This window comes from Priestia endophytica, assembly GCF_026790145.1.
GTDB lineage: Bacteria > Bacillota > Bacilli > Bacillales > Bacillaceae_H > Bacillus_I > Bacillus_I endophytica_A.
On record NZ_JALAMS010000002.1, the window covers coordinates 40899 to 62262 of the forward strand.

General features: G+C 40.8%; 2 protein-coding genes. Both read right to left on the reverse strand.

The features are described from left to right. Positions 1 to 12 precede the first annotated feature (12 nt). Entirely contained in the window at positions 13 to 14898 is a 14886-nt protein-coding gene (locus tag MOC86_RS04210) for a non-ribosomal peptide synthase/polyketide synthase (protein WP_268582929.1), read from the reverse strand. Next, positions 14888 to 21364, reverse strand: coding sequence for a non-ribosomal peptide synthetase (locus MOC86_RS04215; protein ID WP_268582930.1), 6477 nt, complete (start codon positions 21362 to 21364; stop codon positions 14888 to 14890). Before MOC86_RS04215 ends, MOC86_RS04210 begins: the two co-directional genes overlap by 11 nt.

The window sequence follows — 21364 nt, forward strand, 5'->3', positions numbered from 1 at the left end:
TTTCTAGGTTCTCTACTTTCGAGCTAACAAAAAGTCAACTCCCTTTATCCCTTCTAATTTATTTACGAGATATTTAGATATCTTTTCCACAGCTGGGGAAAAGACTATTTCTTCGTGCGACCCAGGAACCAAATACTTATTCACTTTCCCCCGTAATAAAGGCTGCCAATCCGTAAACAACTCTATACCTTCTTCAGCACTAAAGTAGATTACTTCCCCAGAATATGGCGTTAAAACATCCTCTGCCATTAAATTTAGACATTTCCTGTGAGCATTGGCCATTTGTTTTAAACTCGTAAGATCCGCATCGGGTGGGAGCACTCCTTCCCCAATTAACCGATCAACAAGTATATCCTGTTGATGAACAAGTTCTTCTCCCTGTTCTACTTGATCAAAATGAATGAAATGCTTAGTTATATAAGAGATCACATCTTCCTTTGTTTTGTAATCCTGTTCTGAAGGCACCTTAGTATCCATAAGTACCAACAACTCAACTTCTTCTCCTTGATTCCTTAGTACAGTTGCGATTTTATAGGCAATGGCACCACCCAAAGACCATCCTCCTAGACGATATGGTCCTTCTGGCTGAACGCGCTTTATTTCCTCTATGTAGAGTTGAACTACTTCCGACAAAGTCAACCCATCCATTTGTCTTTTCTCTACGAGAGGATTCTGTAGACCATAAAATGAGCAGTGGTTCTTGAGTAATCTTGCTAGTTGAATGTAACAGAATACATTCCCCATAAACGGATGAACACAGAAGAAAGGCTTTTTCTCTGACTCTTGTAGGGGAACCAGAGTCAATAAAGATTTTGTCATATCATGCTTGTCACGAATGAGGCAGGCGATTCCTTCCACTGTTGGATTCTTAATCAGTGTGGACACCTTAATCTCTTTTCCAAATGTCTCTCTAATCTTTGAAATCAATTTGATTACAAGGAGAGAATGCCCCCCTCTATTAAAGAAATCATCGTTTACATAGACATCTTCTATCTGTAGCAGATCCTGCCAGATTTTAATCAGCTGATACTCAATTTCATCCCTTGGTATAATTGATGTAGAGAAGTTATTTTCTCTTTGAATGGTTAAGCTGTTCAATGCTTTTCGATCAACCTTTCCATTCGTTGTGAGCGGAATCGCGTCTACCTCAATAAAGTGTGCAGGAACCATATAATTCGGTACTTGTGTCTTAAGATGTTCACGCCATTCATGCATACTTCCCTCTCCAACTACATAGGCGATCAATCTCTTCTCTCCTGGTTTATCCTCTTTTACCAAGACTACTGCTTCTTTCACCGATGGATGACTTTCTAAATTCGCTTCAACCTCTTCAAGTTCAATCCGAAAGCCTCGAATTTTCACTTGATTATCGATTCTTCCCAAATAATCTAAATGGCCATCAGTTAAATAGCGAACCAAATCTCCCGTCCGATATAATCGTTCTCCTTCATTAAATGGATGACGAATAAATCGTTCAGCTGTTAACTCTGGGCGCTTCAAGTATCCTCTCGCTATGCCTGCACCACCAATATAGAGCTCACCCGTTACACCAATTGGAACAGGTAGCAAATTTCTATCTAATACATAGACTTGAACGTTCGGCAACGGACGCCCAATGGTCACCCTCTTACTATCTTTTTTAATATGATAGTATGTCGCATTAACAGTACATTCTGTAGGACCATACATGTTATAAAAATGAATCTTATCGACTGCTACTAATCGTTCCCACAGTGACGGTACAATCGCTTCGCCACCGAATAGTACCTTACTTGGAACATGAACACCATCATTTGTTTCTAACAGCCCCTCATCTATGAGTAATTGGAGCACTGAAGGTGTTATATCAAACATTCCCAACTTATTTTCCCGAATATAAGATAAGAACTGCTGAGGATCACTGCGAACTTCGTTCGGAATAATATACAAACTCGAACCATACAACAGCATTTGTAATTGTTGAATAGATACATCAAAGGCAATGGAAGCATTTAAACCAACACGCATGTTAGCAGGTATCTCATATGAGAAAACTTCTTTTTGTAAACCATACGACAGGTTTATTACAGAATGGTGCTGCACTAAAACCCCTTTGGGATTCCCTGTCGAACCAGAAGTATAGATAACATACGCTAGGTTTTCTCCTGTTACCTCACATACTGGTGACAGTTTGCTTTCTTGCGAAATCATTTCTTGATCCCTATCTAAACAAACTGCTGTGACTTCTTTAGGTATCCAACCTTCTAATGCCTCGTTCGTAACTAATACTTGGATTCCTGTGTCATCCAGAATATATCGTAGGCGACTTTCTGGATAGGATGGATCTAATGGAACATAGGCTGCCCCAGCCTTCCAGATTCCCATGAGACCAACAACCATCTCAACTGAACGCTGGAAGCAGAGCCCGACCAATGATTCTGCTCCAATCCCGCATTTCTGAAGATAATGGGCCAACTGGTTTGCTTTTTCATTCAACTCTCGATATGTCAGCTGCTGATTTTCATCTACCACTGCCACCGTATCAGGTGTACGATTCACTTGCTCTTCAAACAATTTATGAATCACACTCTCACGTGGATATGATATAGCATTATCATTCCATTGTTCTAACAGTTGCTTCTGTTCTGTTTCCGTAACATACACTAGCTCCGACAGAGTTTGATCAACGTTTTCAATCATTTGCTTTAACACTTGGCGTAAATGCACCAGCATCCGTTTAATGGTTAATCTATTAAACTTGCTACGATCATACATTAACTTTAATGATAACTGGATTCCTGGAACAACAGCCAACCCTAATGGATAGTGGGTTTGCTCTACTCCTTCCAACTCGCCAATTTCTAAAGTTCCTGAAGACTCCTCTTTCACTGGATAGTTTTCAAACACATACAAACTATTGAACAGCGGTGTTCCTCTAGGAACTTCACTCCATCCCTGAATCTCTGTCAAAGAAGCATACTCATATTGTCTTCTTTCTATCTCTTCCTCTTGTATCTTTTGCAACCAATCCCTTACTTTTGTATCATCTATCAACTGGATTCGCGTCGGTGATGTGGTAATAAAAGGACCTACGATGTGTTCAACATCGATAATCTCCGTAGGGCGCCCTGAGCTAGTTACACCAAAGACAATGTCATTTTCACCACTATACCGGCTCATGAGATACGCCCACGCACCTTGAATTATCGTACTCAAAGTGAGCTTATTGCGCTTCGCCCAGCTTTGTAAAGCTTGGGTCTGCTCTTCTGATAAATGAGTAACCTTCTCTGTGTAACCTTTTTCTTGCTCTTTACTTTCTAAGCCCAGCGGGGTTGGCGCTGTAAAACCTTTAAGTTTCTCTCTCCAGAATTGTTCCGCCTGATCCTGATTCTGTTCTCTTAGCCATTGGATATATTTCTTGTATGGCGATGACTTAGGTAAATTCACAGCTTCTCCATTCATTATCTTCTGATACACTGTAAGCAATTCGGTAAAGACCAGTGGTAGGCTCCATCCATCCAACAGAATATGGTGATGTGTCCAAACAACCCGATATTCTTCCTCACCCTCTTGAATGACAGTCACCCGCATCAATGGCGCTTTATCAAAAAGAAAGGCTTGTTTTCGATCTAATGCCAAAAAGACTTTTCTTTTCGCCTCTTTTTCTTCAGCAGTCAGCGTACGCCAATCTTCTTCATTCATCTTAAATGGAATGTTGTCATACACCACTTGTAAAGGCTCTTCAATTTCATCCCAAACAAATGCTGAACGAAGAATCTCATGCTGCTGAATCACCAATTTCCACGCCTGCTCGAAGGTAGGAATATCCAATTCCCCTCTAATCATGAAACTTAATTGCACTATATACGGCGCTACATGTTCATCCTCTTGGTCATGTAGTGTATGAAAAATCATACCTTCCTGCAAAGGCGATAGTGGATACAAATCGTTAATCGGATAGTTCTTTCCACGATTCATCTTGGATAGTACTTTTGTCAAACCTACTTGGTTAAGATTAGCCATCGCAAAATCCGAAACGGTCATTGCAGATTCTCCATCCGAAGATTGAATCAATCTGCTCAATTGATGGATCAGATTCTCTGCAATACTTTGAATAGTTGATTTCGCAAATTGTCCAACATTGTACACCCAAGTGAACTGAAGTTTTCCATCCTTTACAATCCCAATTACATCAATTAAATGCGATCGCTTGGACCCAGAAGCATGATCTAAACGCTTAAATCCGTTCTCTGGAACAAACATTGCATCGTCAGAAAACATTTGGTCAAATTGTCCAAGATAGTTAAAACTAATGAACGGTGTATGTTGAGACCCCAATTGCTCACACATTGTTGCGTTCAAGTACCGCAAAATCCCATAGTCAACGCCCTTATTAGGAATTTTGCGCACTTGTTCTTTAACTGCTTTTAATGCTGCAATTGGCGTGTGGGCACCGGTAATATTTAAGTGAACAGGATAAATACTTGTAAACCACCCCACTGTTCTCGATAGGTCAACGTCTTCAATAATTTCTTCTCGACCATGCCCCTCTAAATCCACGGTCAGTATCGGCTGTCCTGTCCATACTGTCGTAGCTTGTACCAATGCTGCTAATAGTACTTCATTAATTTGGGCACGATGAGTGCTTAAAACCTCTTGCAATAACGTACGGGTCTCTTTCTCATCTAGTACCACGGTAATTTCCTCAGTTACTTCGTTTATTGAATCATTAACAGTTACATCCACTGGTGGCATAACTACTTCTTGTTTGGACTGCTGCTTCCAGTAATCAAGCACTTCTTGCGATATTGTAGATTCAGCGTAATGATGTAATTTCTCCGACCACGCTTTAAAGGATGTACTCTTCATAGGTAATTGAATTTTCTGTCCCTGAATTGCTTGAGTATATGCAGTTTGCAGATCTTCCAATAAAATCCGCCAAGAAACACCATCTACTGCTAAGTGATGAATTGACCAAAATAATCGGCCAGTCTTCTTCTCACCTTCATCAAAATATACCATCCTCATTAACGGACCGGCATGTAAATTCAAACTTTCTTGTGCAATATTAATCTCTTTTTGAATCACTTGATACCAATCTGCTTGCGGCACTTCTTCTAATGAAATTACAATCAGCGTCGATTGTTCTTCTATTCCTTCATTCCACTGTTTCCAAGCTCCATCAGGTAAACATTCATATCTTAAACGCAGGGCATCATGATGAAGCAGAAGGTTACGCACTGACTTCTCCAGTGATACTATGTCCAGTCGCTCTTTTGTTCTAAAGAACATGGATTGATTCCAATGATGTGGGTTAGAATGATTTTGTGCAAAAAAACTTTGCTGAATAGGTGTAAGAATCATATCTCCAGTTACAATTCCCTGTTCGGCTTGTACCCCCTCTTCTTCTTTGACTACTTGCGCCAGCTCGGCAATCGTTTGGTGTTCAAATATTTGTTTTGGAGTCAACTGTAAACCTGCTTGCTTCACACGGGAGACAATCTGAATGCTGAGAATTGAGTCTCCACCGATTTCAAAAAAGTTGTCATGAATGCCAATACGTTTTAAACCCAGCACACGTTCCCAAATTACAGAAAGTATTTGTTCACGTTCATTTCTTGGAGCTACGTAACCTTCTTGTGTGCCTTGATAATCTGGTATAGGCAAAGATTTTCGATCAATCTTTCCATTTATGGTCAATGGTAACTCTTCCATTTCGACAAAGTAGGAAGGAACCATATGGTTTGGCATTTTTGTTTTGAGATACTCGCGCCATTCCTCCTTACTCCCTTCTCCCACTACATAAGCTACCAGCCTCTTATCTCCCGGCTGGTTTTCCCTAACCATCACAACTGCTTCTTTTACCAAGAAGTCCTCTTGTAAGGTAGCCTCAATTTCTCCAAGTTCAATCCGAAATCCTCTAATTTTCACTTGATTATCTATTCTGCCTAGATAGTCTAAATTACCATCAGGAAGATATCTCACGAGGTCTCCCGTCCGATATAACCTCTCTCCTTCTTTGAATGGATGACGAATAAATCGTTCGGACGTTAACTCTGGACGATTCAAGTATCCTTTCGCTAGACCTGCTCCACCGATATAAAGTTCACCCATCACACCAACTGGAACTGGTAACAAATTCTTATCTAATACATAAGTTTGAACGTTTGGTAGCGGACGCCCGATGGTAACTCTCGTGCTATCTTTTTTAATATGATAGCATGTTGCATCAACAGTACATTCTGTAGGGCCATATACGTTATAAAAATCAATTTTGTCAGCTCCTACTAGTTGTTCCCATAATGACGGCATAATTGCTTCTCCACCAACCAACACCTTGCTTGGAACATGAACACTATCATTTGTTTCTAACAACCCGCTATCGAGGAGTAATTGGAGTAACGACGGTGTTATATCGAACATTTCCAATTTGTTCTCACGAATATACCCTACAAACTGTTGAGGATCACTGCGAACTTCGTTCGGAATAATATACAAACTCGAACCATACAACAGCATTTGTAATTGTTGAATAGATACATCAAAGGCAATGGAAGCATTTAAACCAACACGCATGTTAGCAGGTATCTCATGTGAGAAAACTTCTTTTTGTAAACCATACGACAGGTTTATTACAGAATGGTGCTGTACTAAAGCCCCTTTGGGATTCCCTGTCGAACCAGAAGTATAGATAACATACGCTAGGTTTTCTCCTGTTACCTCACATACTGGTGACAGTTTGCTTTCTTGCGAAATCATTTCTTGATCCCTATCCAAACAAACTGCCGTGACTTCTTTAGGTATCCAACCTTCTAATTCCTCGTTCGTAACTAATACTTGGATTCCTGCGTCATCCAGAATATATCGTAGGCGACTTTCTGGATAGGATGGATCTAATGGAACATAGGCTGCCCCAGCCTTCCAGATTCCCATGAGACCAACAACCATCTCAACTGAACGCTGGAAGCAAAGCCCGACCAATGATTCCGCCCCAATCCCGCATTTCCGAAGATAATGGGCCAATTGGTTTGCTTTTTCATTCAACTCTCGATATGTCAGCTGCTGATTTTCATCTACCACTGCCACCGTATCAGGTGTACGATTCACTTGCTCTTCAAACAATTTATGAATCACACTCTCACGGGGATACGCTATGGCAGTATCATTCCACTCCTCAAGTTGTTGCTGCTCAGATTCTGATAGCATCGGCAACTTCGATAATGGTTTATCAGGATGTTCCACAATTATATTCAACCAGTTTTCAAAATGCTCAGCCATGCATCTGATAGTTCCACTGTCAAATAAATCAGTCTTATAAACAAAAGAAAGCAATAAACCCTCTTCTACTTCTGTGGCACTTAAACTCAAGTCAAACTTAGCGATTGAAGCGTAACTCTCCATTGCTTCAATATTCCGTCCATGAAGCTCTGGTAGCTCTTGTCTAGTATTTTGTAAAGTAAACATAGTTTGGAAAATCGGAGAATGACTTGTACTTCGCTCAGGTTGGATAACTTCTACAATTTTTTCAAACGGAACATCTTGGTACTCATATGCCTTCAATGCTTTTTTCCGTACTTGAGACAACAACTCTTGAAATGCCGGTGTGCCACTCAAATCAGCTCGATAAACCAACGTATTGACAAAGAAACCGATCAGTCCTTCAATCTCTCTATAATTTCGATTTGCAATCGGGCTTCCAACAAGAATATCCGATTGTCCTGTATATCGAGCAAGGAAGCTTTGATACGATGCTAATAGGGTCATGAAAAGCGTTACCCCTTCTTGACGACTAAGTTCGTTAAGTTTGTCCAGTAATGAGCGTGACAACAACACAGTGTGTGTTAATCCATGATGAGTTTGTATCGCAGGACGAGGACGATCCATTGGCAACATTAAGACCGGTAACTCACCAGACAGCTCTTCCTTCCAATATGCGAGCTGTTGATTTAGTACTTCCTCTTTCAACCATTCCCTTTGCCATTGAGCAAAATCGGCATATTGAACTGGTAATGGTGCGAGCTCTGTTGATTTTCCGCCAACTGCCCCCTCATAAAATGCCATCCATTCTTGGAGCAAGATTTCCATCGACCATCCATCCGAGATAATATGATGCATGTTACAAAGAAGAATCCATTCTTCTTCTGAGATTTTCACGATTTGCCCACGGAACAACGGCCCCTGCTCTAAGTCAAATGGAGCTTCGACTTCAGTTTGAATCCATTGCTTCACTTCTCTTTCTTGCTCTTCTGGAGAAAGCTTAGTTAAATCCATTTGTGGAAGGGAGCAGAAAGCATACGGTTGAATCTGCTGCACAGGATGACCGTTCACTTCATGAAAAACCGTCCGCAATGATTCATGACGCTCTATCAGCTGATTCCATCCCGTTTCCAATGCTTGGGGTACCCAATCCCCTGTAAGGCGGCATACCATCGGCATATTGTAAAGTGCACTATTAGGCGTAAATTGATCGATAAACCATAAGCGCTGTTGGGCATAAGAAAGCGGAATGGCTTCCCCTCGTTCCATCGGAATCAGTGGTGGAATCTCTCTTTTTTTGTCTCCCTTACACAACTGATCTAATCGCTTTGCCAGTGCCTCCACCGTTGAATACTCAAACAGTTCACGTACCGGTAATTCGATTTGGAAAATTTCTTGTACGCGTGAAACTACTTGAGTAGCAAGTAATGAGTGACCACCAAGTTCGAAGAAAGAATCCTGAACACTAATATTTCCTATCCCTAGCACTTGACTCCATACTGAGGCAATAAGCTCTTCCATTGGATTTCTTGGGTATACATTATTTTCAGTAGATAGTTCACCAGGTATAGGCAATGCCTTCAAATCAAGTTTTCCATTTGGTGTAAGTGGTAAAAATGCCATCTCAACAAAGTTTGCTGGAACCATGTAATTTGGTAAATGTGTTTGTAGATGTTCTCGCCATTCATGAACACTTCTTTCCCCAACTACATAAGCTACTAATCGCTTGTCACCTGGCTCATCCTCTCGTACCAATACAACAGCTTCTTTCACAGACGAATGCGCCTGTAAAGTTGCTTCAATTTCTCCCAATTCAATCCGGAAACCACGAATTTTCACTTGGTCATCTATACGCCCATGGAACTGGAGAGCACCATCAGGAAGATAACTTGCTTTGTCTCCGGTGTAATAGAGGCGTTCCCCTGACTTGAATGGATTTGAAATAAATTTTTCCTTTGTGAGATCCGGACGATTGGCATATCCGCGAGCAAGACTCTTTCCTCCGATATAGAGATCTCCAATCACACCAATTGGTACTGGCTGAAGATGAGAATCTAACACATAAACTTCTGTATTCGCAATCGGTCGACCAATCGATGGCATACCTGCTGTCATTCCTACAGGTACATAACAATCCGTGGTAACGACGGTATTTTCTGATGGACCATACTGATTAATTACCGCAAAGGGAATTTGTTCAGATGGATACTGTGTTAATTGATCTCCTCCCGTAATAATAAAACGAAGATCAATCTTTTCTGGCCAAGATAATTTCAAGAGTCTTTCCAGAATAGGTGTAGGTGCAAAACTAGCCGTAATCCGCGAATCAATGAGCCAATCTCGTAGCGCCTCTGGATTAATTCTCAACTCCTCTGTTGACAGGTAGAGTGCTGCACCAGCAGTAAGATACGGCCAAATCTCTTGGACAGCCGAATCAAAAGCAATCCCCGCAATCTGAGTCGCACGATCCTCTGCTGTAATTTGATAAACTTCTTGATGCCAAGAGACCATATTCATTAATGAGCGATATTCAACCATGACACCCTTTGGCTTTCCAGTAGAACCAGAGGTGTAGACGATATAAGCTAAGTGCTCTGGATTTATATGTCGCTTCGGTGCTATTACACTTTCCTCTATTATTTCTTCTAACCTCACCGTTTCGACCTGTTCGGAAAGGCTTTTTTGCACTGCCGTCGTCACCACGATTTGAATTCCTGCATCTTCAATCATGTATTGTAACCTTGATTTTGGATACAACGGATCTAAGACGACATAAGCCCCACCAGCTTTTAATATGCCCAGTAAACTTACCATGAGCTCAGCCGACCTCGGAAGGTAAACGCCCACAACTGATTCGGGAGTAACTCCTTTTTTCTGTAAAGCATTTGCCAACTGATTTGCTTGGGCATCCAGTTCACTGTAAGTCCACTCTCTTGTTTGATCAACTACTGCAATCGCATCAGGACGCCTTGCTACTTGTTCCTCGAATCTGTCGCAAATAAGGCCCTGATGTGACATTTCTATTGCAGTGTCATTCCATGTTTCTAATAACAAAGCACGCTCAGATTCAGATAGCATACTCAGACTATTCAATGGTCTTTGTGGGTGATGAGAAACTTCGTGTAACCATTTCTCAAAATGTCCTGCCATCCGTTCAATAGTTGTAACATTGAATAAATCCTTATTGTATTCAAAAGTAAAAATTAATCCTTCTTCCGTCTCAACTACCATTACACTTAAATCAAACTTTGCGATTGGACTATGGCTTTCTATCATTTCGATACTTCTACCAGACAACACTGGGAACTCTTGTTTCATATTTTGCAAGATGAACATGGTCTGAAAAATTGGAGAATGACTTGTACTCCTCTCTGGTTGTACAACTTCTACAATTTTTTCAAAAGGAATATCTTGATATTCATACGCCTTCAATGCCTTTTGACGAACCTGAGATAAGATATCCTGGAATGTCGGTTCGCCACTCAGATTAGCCCGATAGACTAACGTGTTGACGAAGAAACCAATTAACCCTTCTATCTCTCTGTAATTTCGATTTGCAATCGGACTTCCAACGAGAATATCTTCCTGTCCTGTATAGCGAGATAGAAAACTCTGATAAGCAGCCAACAGGGTCATGAAGAGTGTCGACCCTTCTTGACGACTAAATTCGTTCAGTTTGTCGCGCAGCGTACTTGGCAGCAACACAGTGTATGTCGAACCACGATGGGTTTGTATTGCGGGACGAGGACGATCCCTAGGCAGTTGAAGTACAGGAAGCTCCCCAGACAATTCTTCCTTCCAATATTGGAGTTGTTGCTCAAGCACTTCTTCCTTCAACCATCCCTTTTGCCACTGGGCAAAGTCTGCATATTGAACCGGTAATGGTTCAAATTCTGCTACCTTCCCATCCATGGCTTTCTCATAGAAGGCCATCCACTCTTCAAGTAGAACTCCTATGGACCATCCATCCGAAATGATATGATGCAGAGTACAAAGGAGAATCCATTCTTCCTCTCCCACTTGCAAAATAATTGCCCGGATCAGTGGGCCCTCCCCTAAATCAAATGGCACTTCTGTTTCTTGCTGAATCAAACGTTTAACTTCTGCTTCTCGGTCTTCTGGAGAAAGCATAGTTAAATCCATTTGTGGAAGGGAGCAGAAAGCATACGGTTGAATCTGCTGCACAGGATGACCGTTCACTTCATGAAAGACCGTCCGCAATGATTCATGACGCTCTATCAGCTGATTCCATCCCCTTTCCAATACTTGGGGTATCCAATTCCCTGTAAGGCGGCATACCATCGGTATATTGTAAAGTGCACTATTAGGCGTAAATTGATCGATAAACCATAAGCGCTGTTGGGCATAAGAAAGCGGAATGGCTTCCCCTCGTTCCATCGGAATCAGTGGTGGAATCTCTCTTTTTTTGTCTCCCTTACACAACTGATCTAATCGCTTTGCCAGTGCCTCTACCGTTGAATACTCAAACAGTTCACGTACCGGTAATTCGATTTGGAAAATTTCTTGTAAGCGTGAAACTACTTGAGTAGCAAGTAATGAATGACCACCAAGTTCGAAGAAAGAATCCTGAACACTAATATTTTCTATATCTAGCACTTGACTCCATACGGAAATGATGAGCTCTTCCACTGGTGTTCGTGGTGAAGTAATATTTTCACTTATGAACTGTGCTTCCATTTCCAGTAAGGCTTTCCGATCAACCTTACCATTTGGAGTGAGTGGCATCGCTTCAATTTTGAAAAAGTATGCCGGAACCATATAATGCGGCAGTTGCTTCTTGAGATACTCACGCCACTCTCCAGCGTCCCCTTCACCCACTACATAAGCTACTAACTGCTTGTCTCCTGGACGATCTTCCTTCACCAACACGATAGCCTCTTTTACAGATGAGTGATCATGTAAGGCCGCTTCAATTTCTCCCAACTCAATTCGGAAGCCTCTGATTTTCACTTGGTTATCTATTCTTCCGATATACTCCAAGTTACGATTATTCAGATACCTCACCAGGTCACCCGTCCGATAGAGTCGTTCCCCTTCCTTAAATGGATGCGGAATAAAACGTTCGGCAGTTAACTCTGATCGATTGAAGTAGCCACGTGCCAAGCCTACTCCACCAAGGTAAAGTTCCCCCGCCACACCAATCGGTACCACCTGTTGATTTTGATCCAACACATACAATTTTGTATTATCAATCGGACGACCAATTGGAATAAGCATTAGTTCTTTTTCTAAATCACATTCATAATAAGTGACATCCACAGTCGCTTCGGTAGGGCCGTACAAGTTGCTTAACTTCGTTTGCTGAATATCGTAAAATACCCCCTTAAACCGGCGAACCTGTTCAATGTTTAACTCTTCTCCACTAGTAAAAACCTGACTTAAAGACGATACATTCTTTTTCGATTTAGATTGTTCCATATAATCCAAGAAAGTAGATAACATCGACGGAACAAAGTGCATCGTGGTCACACGATATCGTTCGATATACTTCTCAATCATCGCAGGATCTTTCTCACCCCCGAGTGGAAGTAAACAAACACGTGCTCCTACAAATGACCACCAAAATAATTCCCAGACAGAAACATCAAACGAAAATGGCGTTTTTTGTAGGATTGCATCCTCCTCAGATAATGGATATTTTTTTTGCATCCACTGTAGTCGGTTGATAACCGAGTGGTGTTCAATCATAACTCCCTTTGGATTCCCTGTCGAACCCGAAGTGTATATGATATACGCTAAGTTATTTGCTGTTACTCCACTCACTGGAGCCAAATTACTCTCTTTAGAAATCGTTGCTTGATCACGGTCTAAACAAATTGCTTGGATATCTTCAGGTAACCAGTCCTGTAGTGCTTCTTTTGTTAAAATTACTTGAATTTGTGAGTTCTCTAAAATGTATCTCAGGCGGTTTTCAGGATAACTTGGGTCCAGCGGGACATAAGCCCCACCCGCTTTAAGAATTCCATAGAGACCAATAATCATATCAGGTGAACGTTCAACACATATACCGACCAATGACTCAGGTCCTATACCTCGCTTTTGTAAATAATGCGCCACTTGATTCGCTTTTTCATTGAGTTCTTGATACGTTAGCTGTCCATCTTCATAAACTACCGCCACCGCTTGAGGTGTACGTGCAACTTGCTGTTCAAACAGTTCATGAATCATGCTCTCATGTCCATAAGCTACGTCAGTGTCATTCCATTCTTCTAAGAGCCGTTTCTGCTCTGTGTCCGATAACATTGACAGCTTTGTAAATGATTCATCTGGATGATACGCAATTTCATTTAACCAGTTCTCAAAATGCCCTGCCATACGTGCAATGGTACTACTATCAAATAAATCTGTATTGTATTCAAAAGAGACAAATAGACCTTCTTCCACTTCGTAAGCAGTTAAACTCAAATCAAATTTCGCAATAGAAATATTACTTTCTATCATTTCTAAGCTTCTACCAGACAGCTCTAGTCGTTCTGGTTTTATATTCTGTAGTGTAAACATGGTCTGGAAGACAGGAGAATGACTCATACTTCGTTCGGGTTGCACAGCTTCTACCACTTTTTCAAACGGTATATCTTGATATTCATACGCTTTTAACGCCTTTTTCTTTGTTTGAAACAAAATCTCCCGAAAAGTAGGAGTTCCACTCAAATCCGCTCGATAAACCAACGTATTAACAAAGAAACCGATTAATCCTTCTACTCCCTTATGATTCCGATTCGCAATCGGACTTCCGACGAGAATATCTTTTTGCCCCGTATAACGAGCAAGAAAGCTCTGATATGCAGCCATTAAAGTCATAAATAAGGTAGCCCTTTCTTGGCGACTTATATCCTTCAATTGACTGAGTAATTTATGAGGAAAAACCACGTGATAGGTGTCTCCAGCGTACGTTTGCGTAACCGGTCGAGGGCGGTCCACTGGCAGTTGTAGTATGGGAAGCTCCCCAGACAATTCTTCCTGCCAATACGTGAGTTGACGATTTAGCACATCACCCTGCAACCACTTCTTTTGCCACTTCGCAAAGTCTGCATATTGAATTGATAGTGAACTTAATCTAGCAGGGTTTCCGCTCGTTTCTTCCTCATAGAAAGCAAGTAATTCATTCATTAATATACCGATAGACCACGCATCAGAAATAATATGATGCATGGTACACAGCAATAACCATTCATCCTTTCCTAATTGAACAAGCTGATTACGAATTAAAGGGCCATTCATTAAATCAAATGGTTCTTGCGCTTCTCTCGTAATTAAACTATTTATCTCTTTTTCTTTTACTTCTAGAGGAAGGTGAGAGTAATCCCTCACAGGTAATGTTCTAGGAAGGAATTCGACAATATGTTGTACAGGTTGCTCTCCTACTTCCTTAAAAACGGTACGTAACGATTCATGACGTTCAATCAGTCGATTGAATCCCTTTTCCAAAGCTTCAGGTATCCAGGTTCCCTTTAGACGCCATACTGTCGGGATATTATATAATGAACTGTTTGGGTTAAATCTATCCATAAACCACAAACGTTGTTGTGCATATGACAACGGAAGTGCTTCTTTATTCCCCTTTTTTTGCATCTGCTCCTGAAGCCAAGCTCTCTTCTCAGGAGAAAGTGAACTCAGCTTTGCAAGTAAATCACTTCTCATTTTTTACCCCTTTCTCAAGCAAATTACTCTCGAATATACCTTGCGCTTCTTCCTCTGATAACTCTTCCAATTGCTTAAGAAGTTCAAGTAATTCTTCATCATTACTCACTTCTGTTTCTTTTTGAATATAGTCTTGAAAACTTACATTCTCCTTACTATCATTCTGCATTTCTTTATTTTCGCTATAGAGCAATTGATTAATCCGTTCTGCCAATTCCTGCACCGTATGATACGTAAATACATCATGCAATGGTAAATCAATTCCAAAAGCTTCTTTAAGACTGGAAACAGCCTGTGTAGCAAGTAATGAATGGCCACCGATTTCAAAAAACGAATCCTGAATTCCGATATTTTCTATACCTAAAACTTGATGCCATATTGAAACGATGGTTTTTTCCGTAGGTGTACGAGGAGCAATATAACCACTCGCTATTTCCTTACACTCTGGTACAGGCAATGCTTTTCTATCAATTTTTCCATTGGGGGTGAGTGGAAATGCGGTCAATCTGACAAAATGATCTGGAACCATATAATTTGGTAACTGGGTCTTGAGATAACTACGCCACGTATGAACATCCCCATCCCCCACTACATAGGCAACCAAACGCGGATCACCAGGATAATCTTCACGCACCATCACAATAACTTCGTTAATCAATGTATGATTTTGTAATGTTGCTTCAATTTCCCCTAGTTCAATCCGGAACCCACGGATTTTCACCTGATGATCGATTCGACCGAGATACTCCAAATTTCCGTCCGGCAGATACCTGACAAGATCTCCAGTCCGGTATACTCGCTCTTCTCCTTTAAACGGATGCGGAATAAAACGCTCGTTTGTTAAGTCAGGGTGATTTAAGTATCCACGTGCTAATCCTGCTCCCCCAATGTAAAGCTCACCGATTACACCAATTGGAACCATTTTCTGGTTCGCGCTCAGTATATATACTTCTGTATTGAAGACGGGCTTACCAATTGGTGGTACCCTGTACATGACACCCTTTTCTAATTCCATATATGTGGAATACGTAGTATCTTCGGATGGACCGTATAGGTTGTACACCTTCTCAATCGTACTTCTCTCATATAAGTCTTGGACAAGTGAGTGCTGCAATGGCTCTCCAGCTAAATTCATCACCTTTACCGAAGAAGGGATTGCATTTGCTCGAACCAACTCCTTTGCTGCTGATGGTACAGTGTTGACCAAAGTTACTCCCTTGGTAGACAGCTTATCTAGGTGAAGAGCATTTTCAGCAACAATCACCTTGCCACCCATTGTTAAGGGAACAAACACTTCAAAGACTGACAAATCAAAGGATAGCGAAGTTGAAGCTAACACTCCTGCTAAATCCTTTCTGGAATAAGTTTGATGCGCCCAATGAATCATTGTTACTGTATTCCGGTGCTCAATCATCACTCCCTTAGGATTTCCAGTGGACCCTGAGGTATAGATAATATAAGCTAAGTTATAGCTTGTCACTTCACTCATACACACCGTCGTTACTTCCTGTTCAATTTCTGCTCGGTCACGATCAATGCAAATCATGTCAACGGATTTAGGTAAAATCATTTTTTGCTGTAACTTTTCCTGTGTCACCAGTACCTTTATATGAGCATCCGCTAAAATATACTGCAGCCGACTTTCCGGATACGCTGGGTCAATTGGAACATAAGCTCCTCCTGCCTTCATGATTCCTAAGAGGCCGACAATCATCTCGAGTGAACGTGTAACGCAAATCCCAACCAATGATTCGCATCCCACTCCCCGTTTCTGTAGATAATGTGCCAGCTGATTCGAGCGTTCGTTCAATTCTCGATATGTTAGTTCTTCATCTTCGCACACTACCGCAATTGCTTCTGGCGTTTTCTCTACTTGTTCTTCAAACAGTGTATGAATCTTACTTTCGCGTATATCCACAACCCCTGTTTCATTCCATTCCTCTAGTAATTGCTTATATTCTACTTTCGATAACATATTCAGTTCTGATAGTGAATCTCTTGGATGAGATACAATTTGATATAACCAATGTTCAAAATGGCCTGCCATACGTTCAATGGTTGTATCATTAAACAAATCAGTATTATATTCAAAAGTTAGCAATAATCCTTCTTCCGTCTCCGAAGCAAATAAACTCAAATCAAATTTAGCAAAAGAAGTATGACTTTCCATCAGCTCCATGTTTCTTTCAGATAGCTGAGATAACTCTTGTTTCGTATTCTGTAAAGTAAACATGGTTTGAAAAATCGGCGAATGACTTGTATTCCGTTCAGGTTTTACGGATTCTACTACTTTCTCAAATGGAATGTCCTGATGCTCGTATGCTTTTAGTGCTTTTTTTCGTATCTGCGACAAAAGTTCTTGGAACGTCGGATTTCCACTAAAATCAGCTCGATAAACCAACGTATTTGCAAAGAAACCTATTAATCCTTCAATCTCTTTAACATTTCGGTTTGCAATCGGGCTTCCCACCAAGATGTCGTCTTGTTCTGTATAACGAGAAAGGAAGCTTTGATACGCCGCCATCAAGGTCATAAATAAGGTGGATCCTTCTTGCAGACTTAAATCTTTGAGCTTTTCTAGTAGGGAATTCGCCACCATTAGGAACTGACTTGCACCACGGTGGGTTTGAACCGCAGGTCGAGGACGATCCATCGGTAATTGTAAAACCGGTAGTTCTCCAGACAATTCTTCCTTCCAATATTGAAGGTGCTGATCCAAATTCTCTTCTTTTTGCCATTCTTTTTGCCACATGACAAAGTCTGCATATTGAACAGATAACTCCTTCAGTTCCACTGGTTTTCCGCTTATCGCTCCTTCATAAAAAGCCATCCATTCTTCAAGTAAGATTCCTATTGACCATCCATCCGAGATAATATGATGCATCGTACAAAGAAGCACCCATTCTTCCTTGTCCACTTTCAATATTCGTGTTCGAATCAAAGGACCTTTCCTCAAATGAAATGGCTCCTCCGCTTCGTTTTGAATGAGCCGTTTCATTTCTCTTTCCCTATCTTCTAGAGAGAGATTTGCTAGATCCGTTTGAGGGATAGGTCTGAAAACATGAGATTGAACCTGCTGAAAGGGTTCCCCCTCTTGCTCTTGAATTATCGTCCGTAATGATTCATGACGTTCCAACAATTGATTCCATCCGGCCTCCAATGCTTGAATTGACCATTTCCCTGTCAATCGACAAGCTGCATGAATATTGTACATCGCACTATTTGGCATTAATTGGTCAATAAACCATAGGCGTTTCTGTGCGTAGGAAAGCGAAATAGATTCTCCCCGCGTCATAGGTACAAGTGGTGGAACCTCTCGTTTTTTCTCTCCTTTCCATAACTGATCCAATCGCTTCGCTAATGCCTCCACTGTAACGTGCGTGAAAAGTTCACGTAGCGGGATTTTAATCTGGAACACTTCTTGTAATCGAGAGACGATTTGAGTAGCGAGTAGTGAATGCCCACCTCGTTCAAAGAAGGAGTCCTGAACACCAATATTTTCTATCCCTAACACTTGACTCCAAACCGAAGCAATAAGCTCTTCCGATGGCGTCCGAGGTAGAACATTAAAATCCCCTATAGGTTGCTCATCTGGTGCTGGTAAGGCTTTTCGATCGATTTTCCCATTCGGAGTAAGTGGGAACTGTTCCAACTCTACAAGGTGCGCTGGAATCATGTAATTTGGTAATTGATTTTGTAAATACTCTCGCCACTTTTTGATATTTCCATCGCTTATCACATATGCCACCAATCGCTGATTGCCTGGGCGATCTTCTCTAACTAATACGACAGCCTCTTTAATAGACGAATACTTTTCTAAAGTCGCTTCAATTTCTCCAAGCTCGATCCGAAAACCACGCATTTTCACTTGATGGTCCATTCTCCCTATAAATTCTAAATTCCCATCAGTTAGATATCTTACTGAATCTCCTGTGCGATACAGTCGTTCTCCTAATTGAAATGGATGAGGAACGAATCTTTCAGCAGTGAGCTCAGGACGATTTAAGTATCCACGCGCTAAACCTGCACCACCAATATATAACTCACCCTCTATCCCTATCGATTGCAAGCGTTGATTTTGGTCTAATACATACAATTGCGTATTCTGTATCGGCTGGCCAATAGAAACAAATTCTTGATTAGGTTGAATGTCAAATGCATTTACGTAAATAGTTGCTTCAGTTGGTCCATAAAAGTTGGTTAGTTTTACTTGTCCGCTCTGATTCCATTGCTGTTGAAATCGTCTAACCACCCCTGAACTTAGCTCTTCCCCACCAGAAAATACATGACGCACGGACGAACATTTCAAATTCAATTCAATATGATTGAAATGATCTAAGAAAACAGATAACATCGAAGGAACAAATTGAACAATAGTAACCTGATGTTTTTCAATCACTTCAGCTATAATAGAAGGATCTTTCTCTCCACCTGGAGGTAAGAAAGATACACACGCGCCTACGCTAATACCCCAAAATAACTCCCAAACAGATACATCAAATGAGAATGGCGTTTTCTGCAAGATCACATCCTTTTCAGAAAGTGGATATTGATGTTGCATCCATTCAAGGTAATTAATCACTGAATGATGCTCAATCATCACTCCCTTTGGATTCCCTGTAGATCCTGAAGTATACATAACATATGCTAAATTTCTTCCTGTTACACTACTTGTACATACGGTTGATTCTTCTTTTTCAATTGCACTACAATCTTGATTCATGCAAATTGTTTCGATGTGTTGGGATATACCTAGACTTTTTAACTTTTCTTGCGTTACTAGTACTTCGATGCTAGCATCTTCTAATATATAGCGTAACCGACTCTCTGGATAAGTGGGGTCAAGTGGAACATAAGCTCCTCCTGATTTTAGAATCCCTAGTAACGCTATCATCATTTGTGTCGAACGTTCCATATATACTCCAACTAGAGACTCTGGACCTACACCACGTTTTTGTAAATAGTGAGCTAACTGATTAGCGCGCTCATCCAGCTCTTTATAGGTAATTTGTTCATTTTCATAAATAACCGCAATTGCTTCTGGCGTTTTCTTAACTTGCTTCTCAAATACCGTTTGAATCATATTTTCAGATGAATATTTTACTTGAGTATTATTCCATTCCTCTAGCAACTGCGTCTGCTCTTCCATTGTTAAATGAGTGACTTCAGAGAGCTTTGAATCTAAACTTTTCGTCATCTGAATTAATGTTTGCGATAAGTGACCCTGAATCCGATTTATTGTTTCTTCATTAAAATAGTTGCGGTCATACATCAACTTTAACGTAATTTCCTTACCAGGCATTACAATGAGTGTTAAAGGATAGTTTGTTTGTTCCGCGCTTTGGACCTCTAGTAATCTTAAATCAACATTACGCTCACCTTGAATGGGGTAATTTTCAAACACATACAATGTATGAAATAAGGAACTATTCCGCGGAACCTCACTCCACCCTTGAATATCAACCAACGAATTATACTCATATTGTCTTCGTTCCATTTCTTTCATCTGTATCTTACGAAGCCAATCTACTACTGATGTATCATTTGTTACTCGAATTCGAGTAGGTAATGTGTTAATGAATAGGCCAACCATATTCTCTGCGCCTACCAATTCAGTAGGACGTCCAGAGCTAGTTACGCCAAATACGATGTCATCTTCACCGCTATACCTACTCATCAAGTAGGCCCAAGCGCCCTGTACTAACGTATTCAATGTTAACCGACTATTTCGTACCCACTCTTGTAAATTCTCAGTAAGTTCCTCAGATACCTGATAAACACACTCTCCATAACCCTTCTCCTGTCCTTGGTCCTTTCTTTCCATCGCTAATGGCGTAGGTGCATGAAATCCTTTTAATTCTTCTGTCCAAAATTTTTCTGCTTGACTGTAATCTTGTTTATTTATCCATTGGATATATTTTTTATAAGGAAGAGACTTAGGAAGATTAAACAATTCTCCCTTCATCATTTTGAGATAAACTTCCATCACTTCACTAAAGACTAAGGACACACTCCATCCATCCAACAAAATATGATGATGTGTCCAAATGATTCTCGTTTCCTCTTCTGCTTCTTTAATCGCGGTGACTCTCATCAACGGTGCTTCGTCCAATAAAAATCCTTTTCTACGATCTTCAGTCAAAAACTGGTGTAATTTCTTCTCCCTCTCCTCACGAGACTGGGCACTCCAATCTTCTTGATGAATAGTAAAAGGAAGACGTTGGTAAACGGCTTGCAGAGGTTTTTCTACTTCTTCCCACACAAATACTGAACGTAGAACTTCATGTCTGTGAATGACGTATTCCCAAGCCTTTTCGAAAGTAGCAATATCCAATCGACCACCGAGCAAGAAGCCTACTTGTACAATGTAGGAAAAAGAATGATCATCATCTTGATCGTATAAAGTATGAAACAGTATTCCTTTTTGCAAAGGTGATAATCCATATATATCAATGACGTCTTCCAT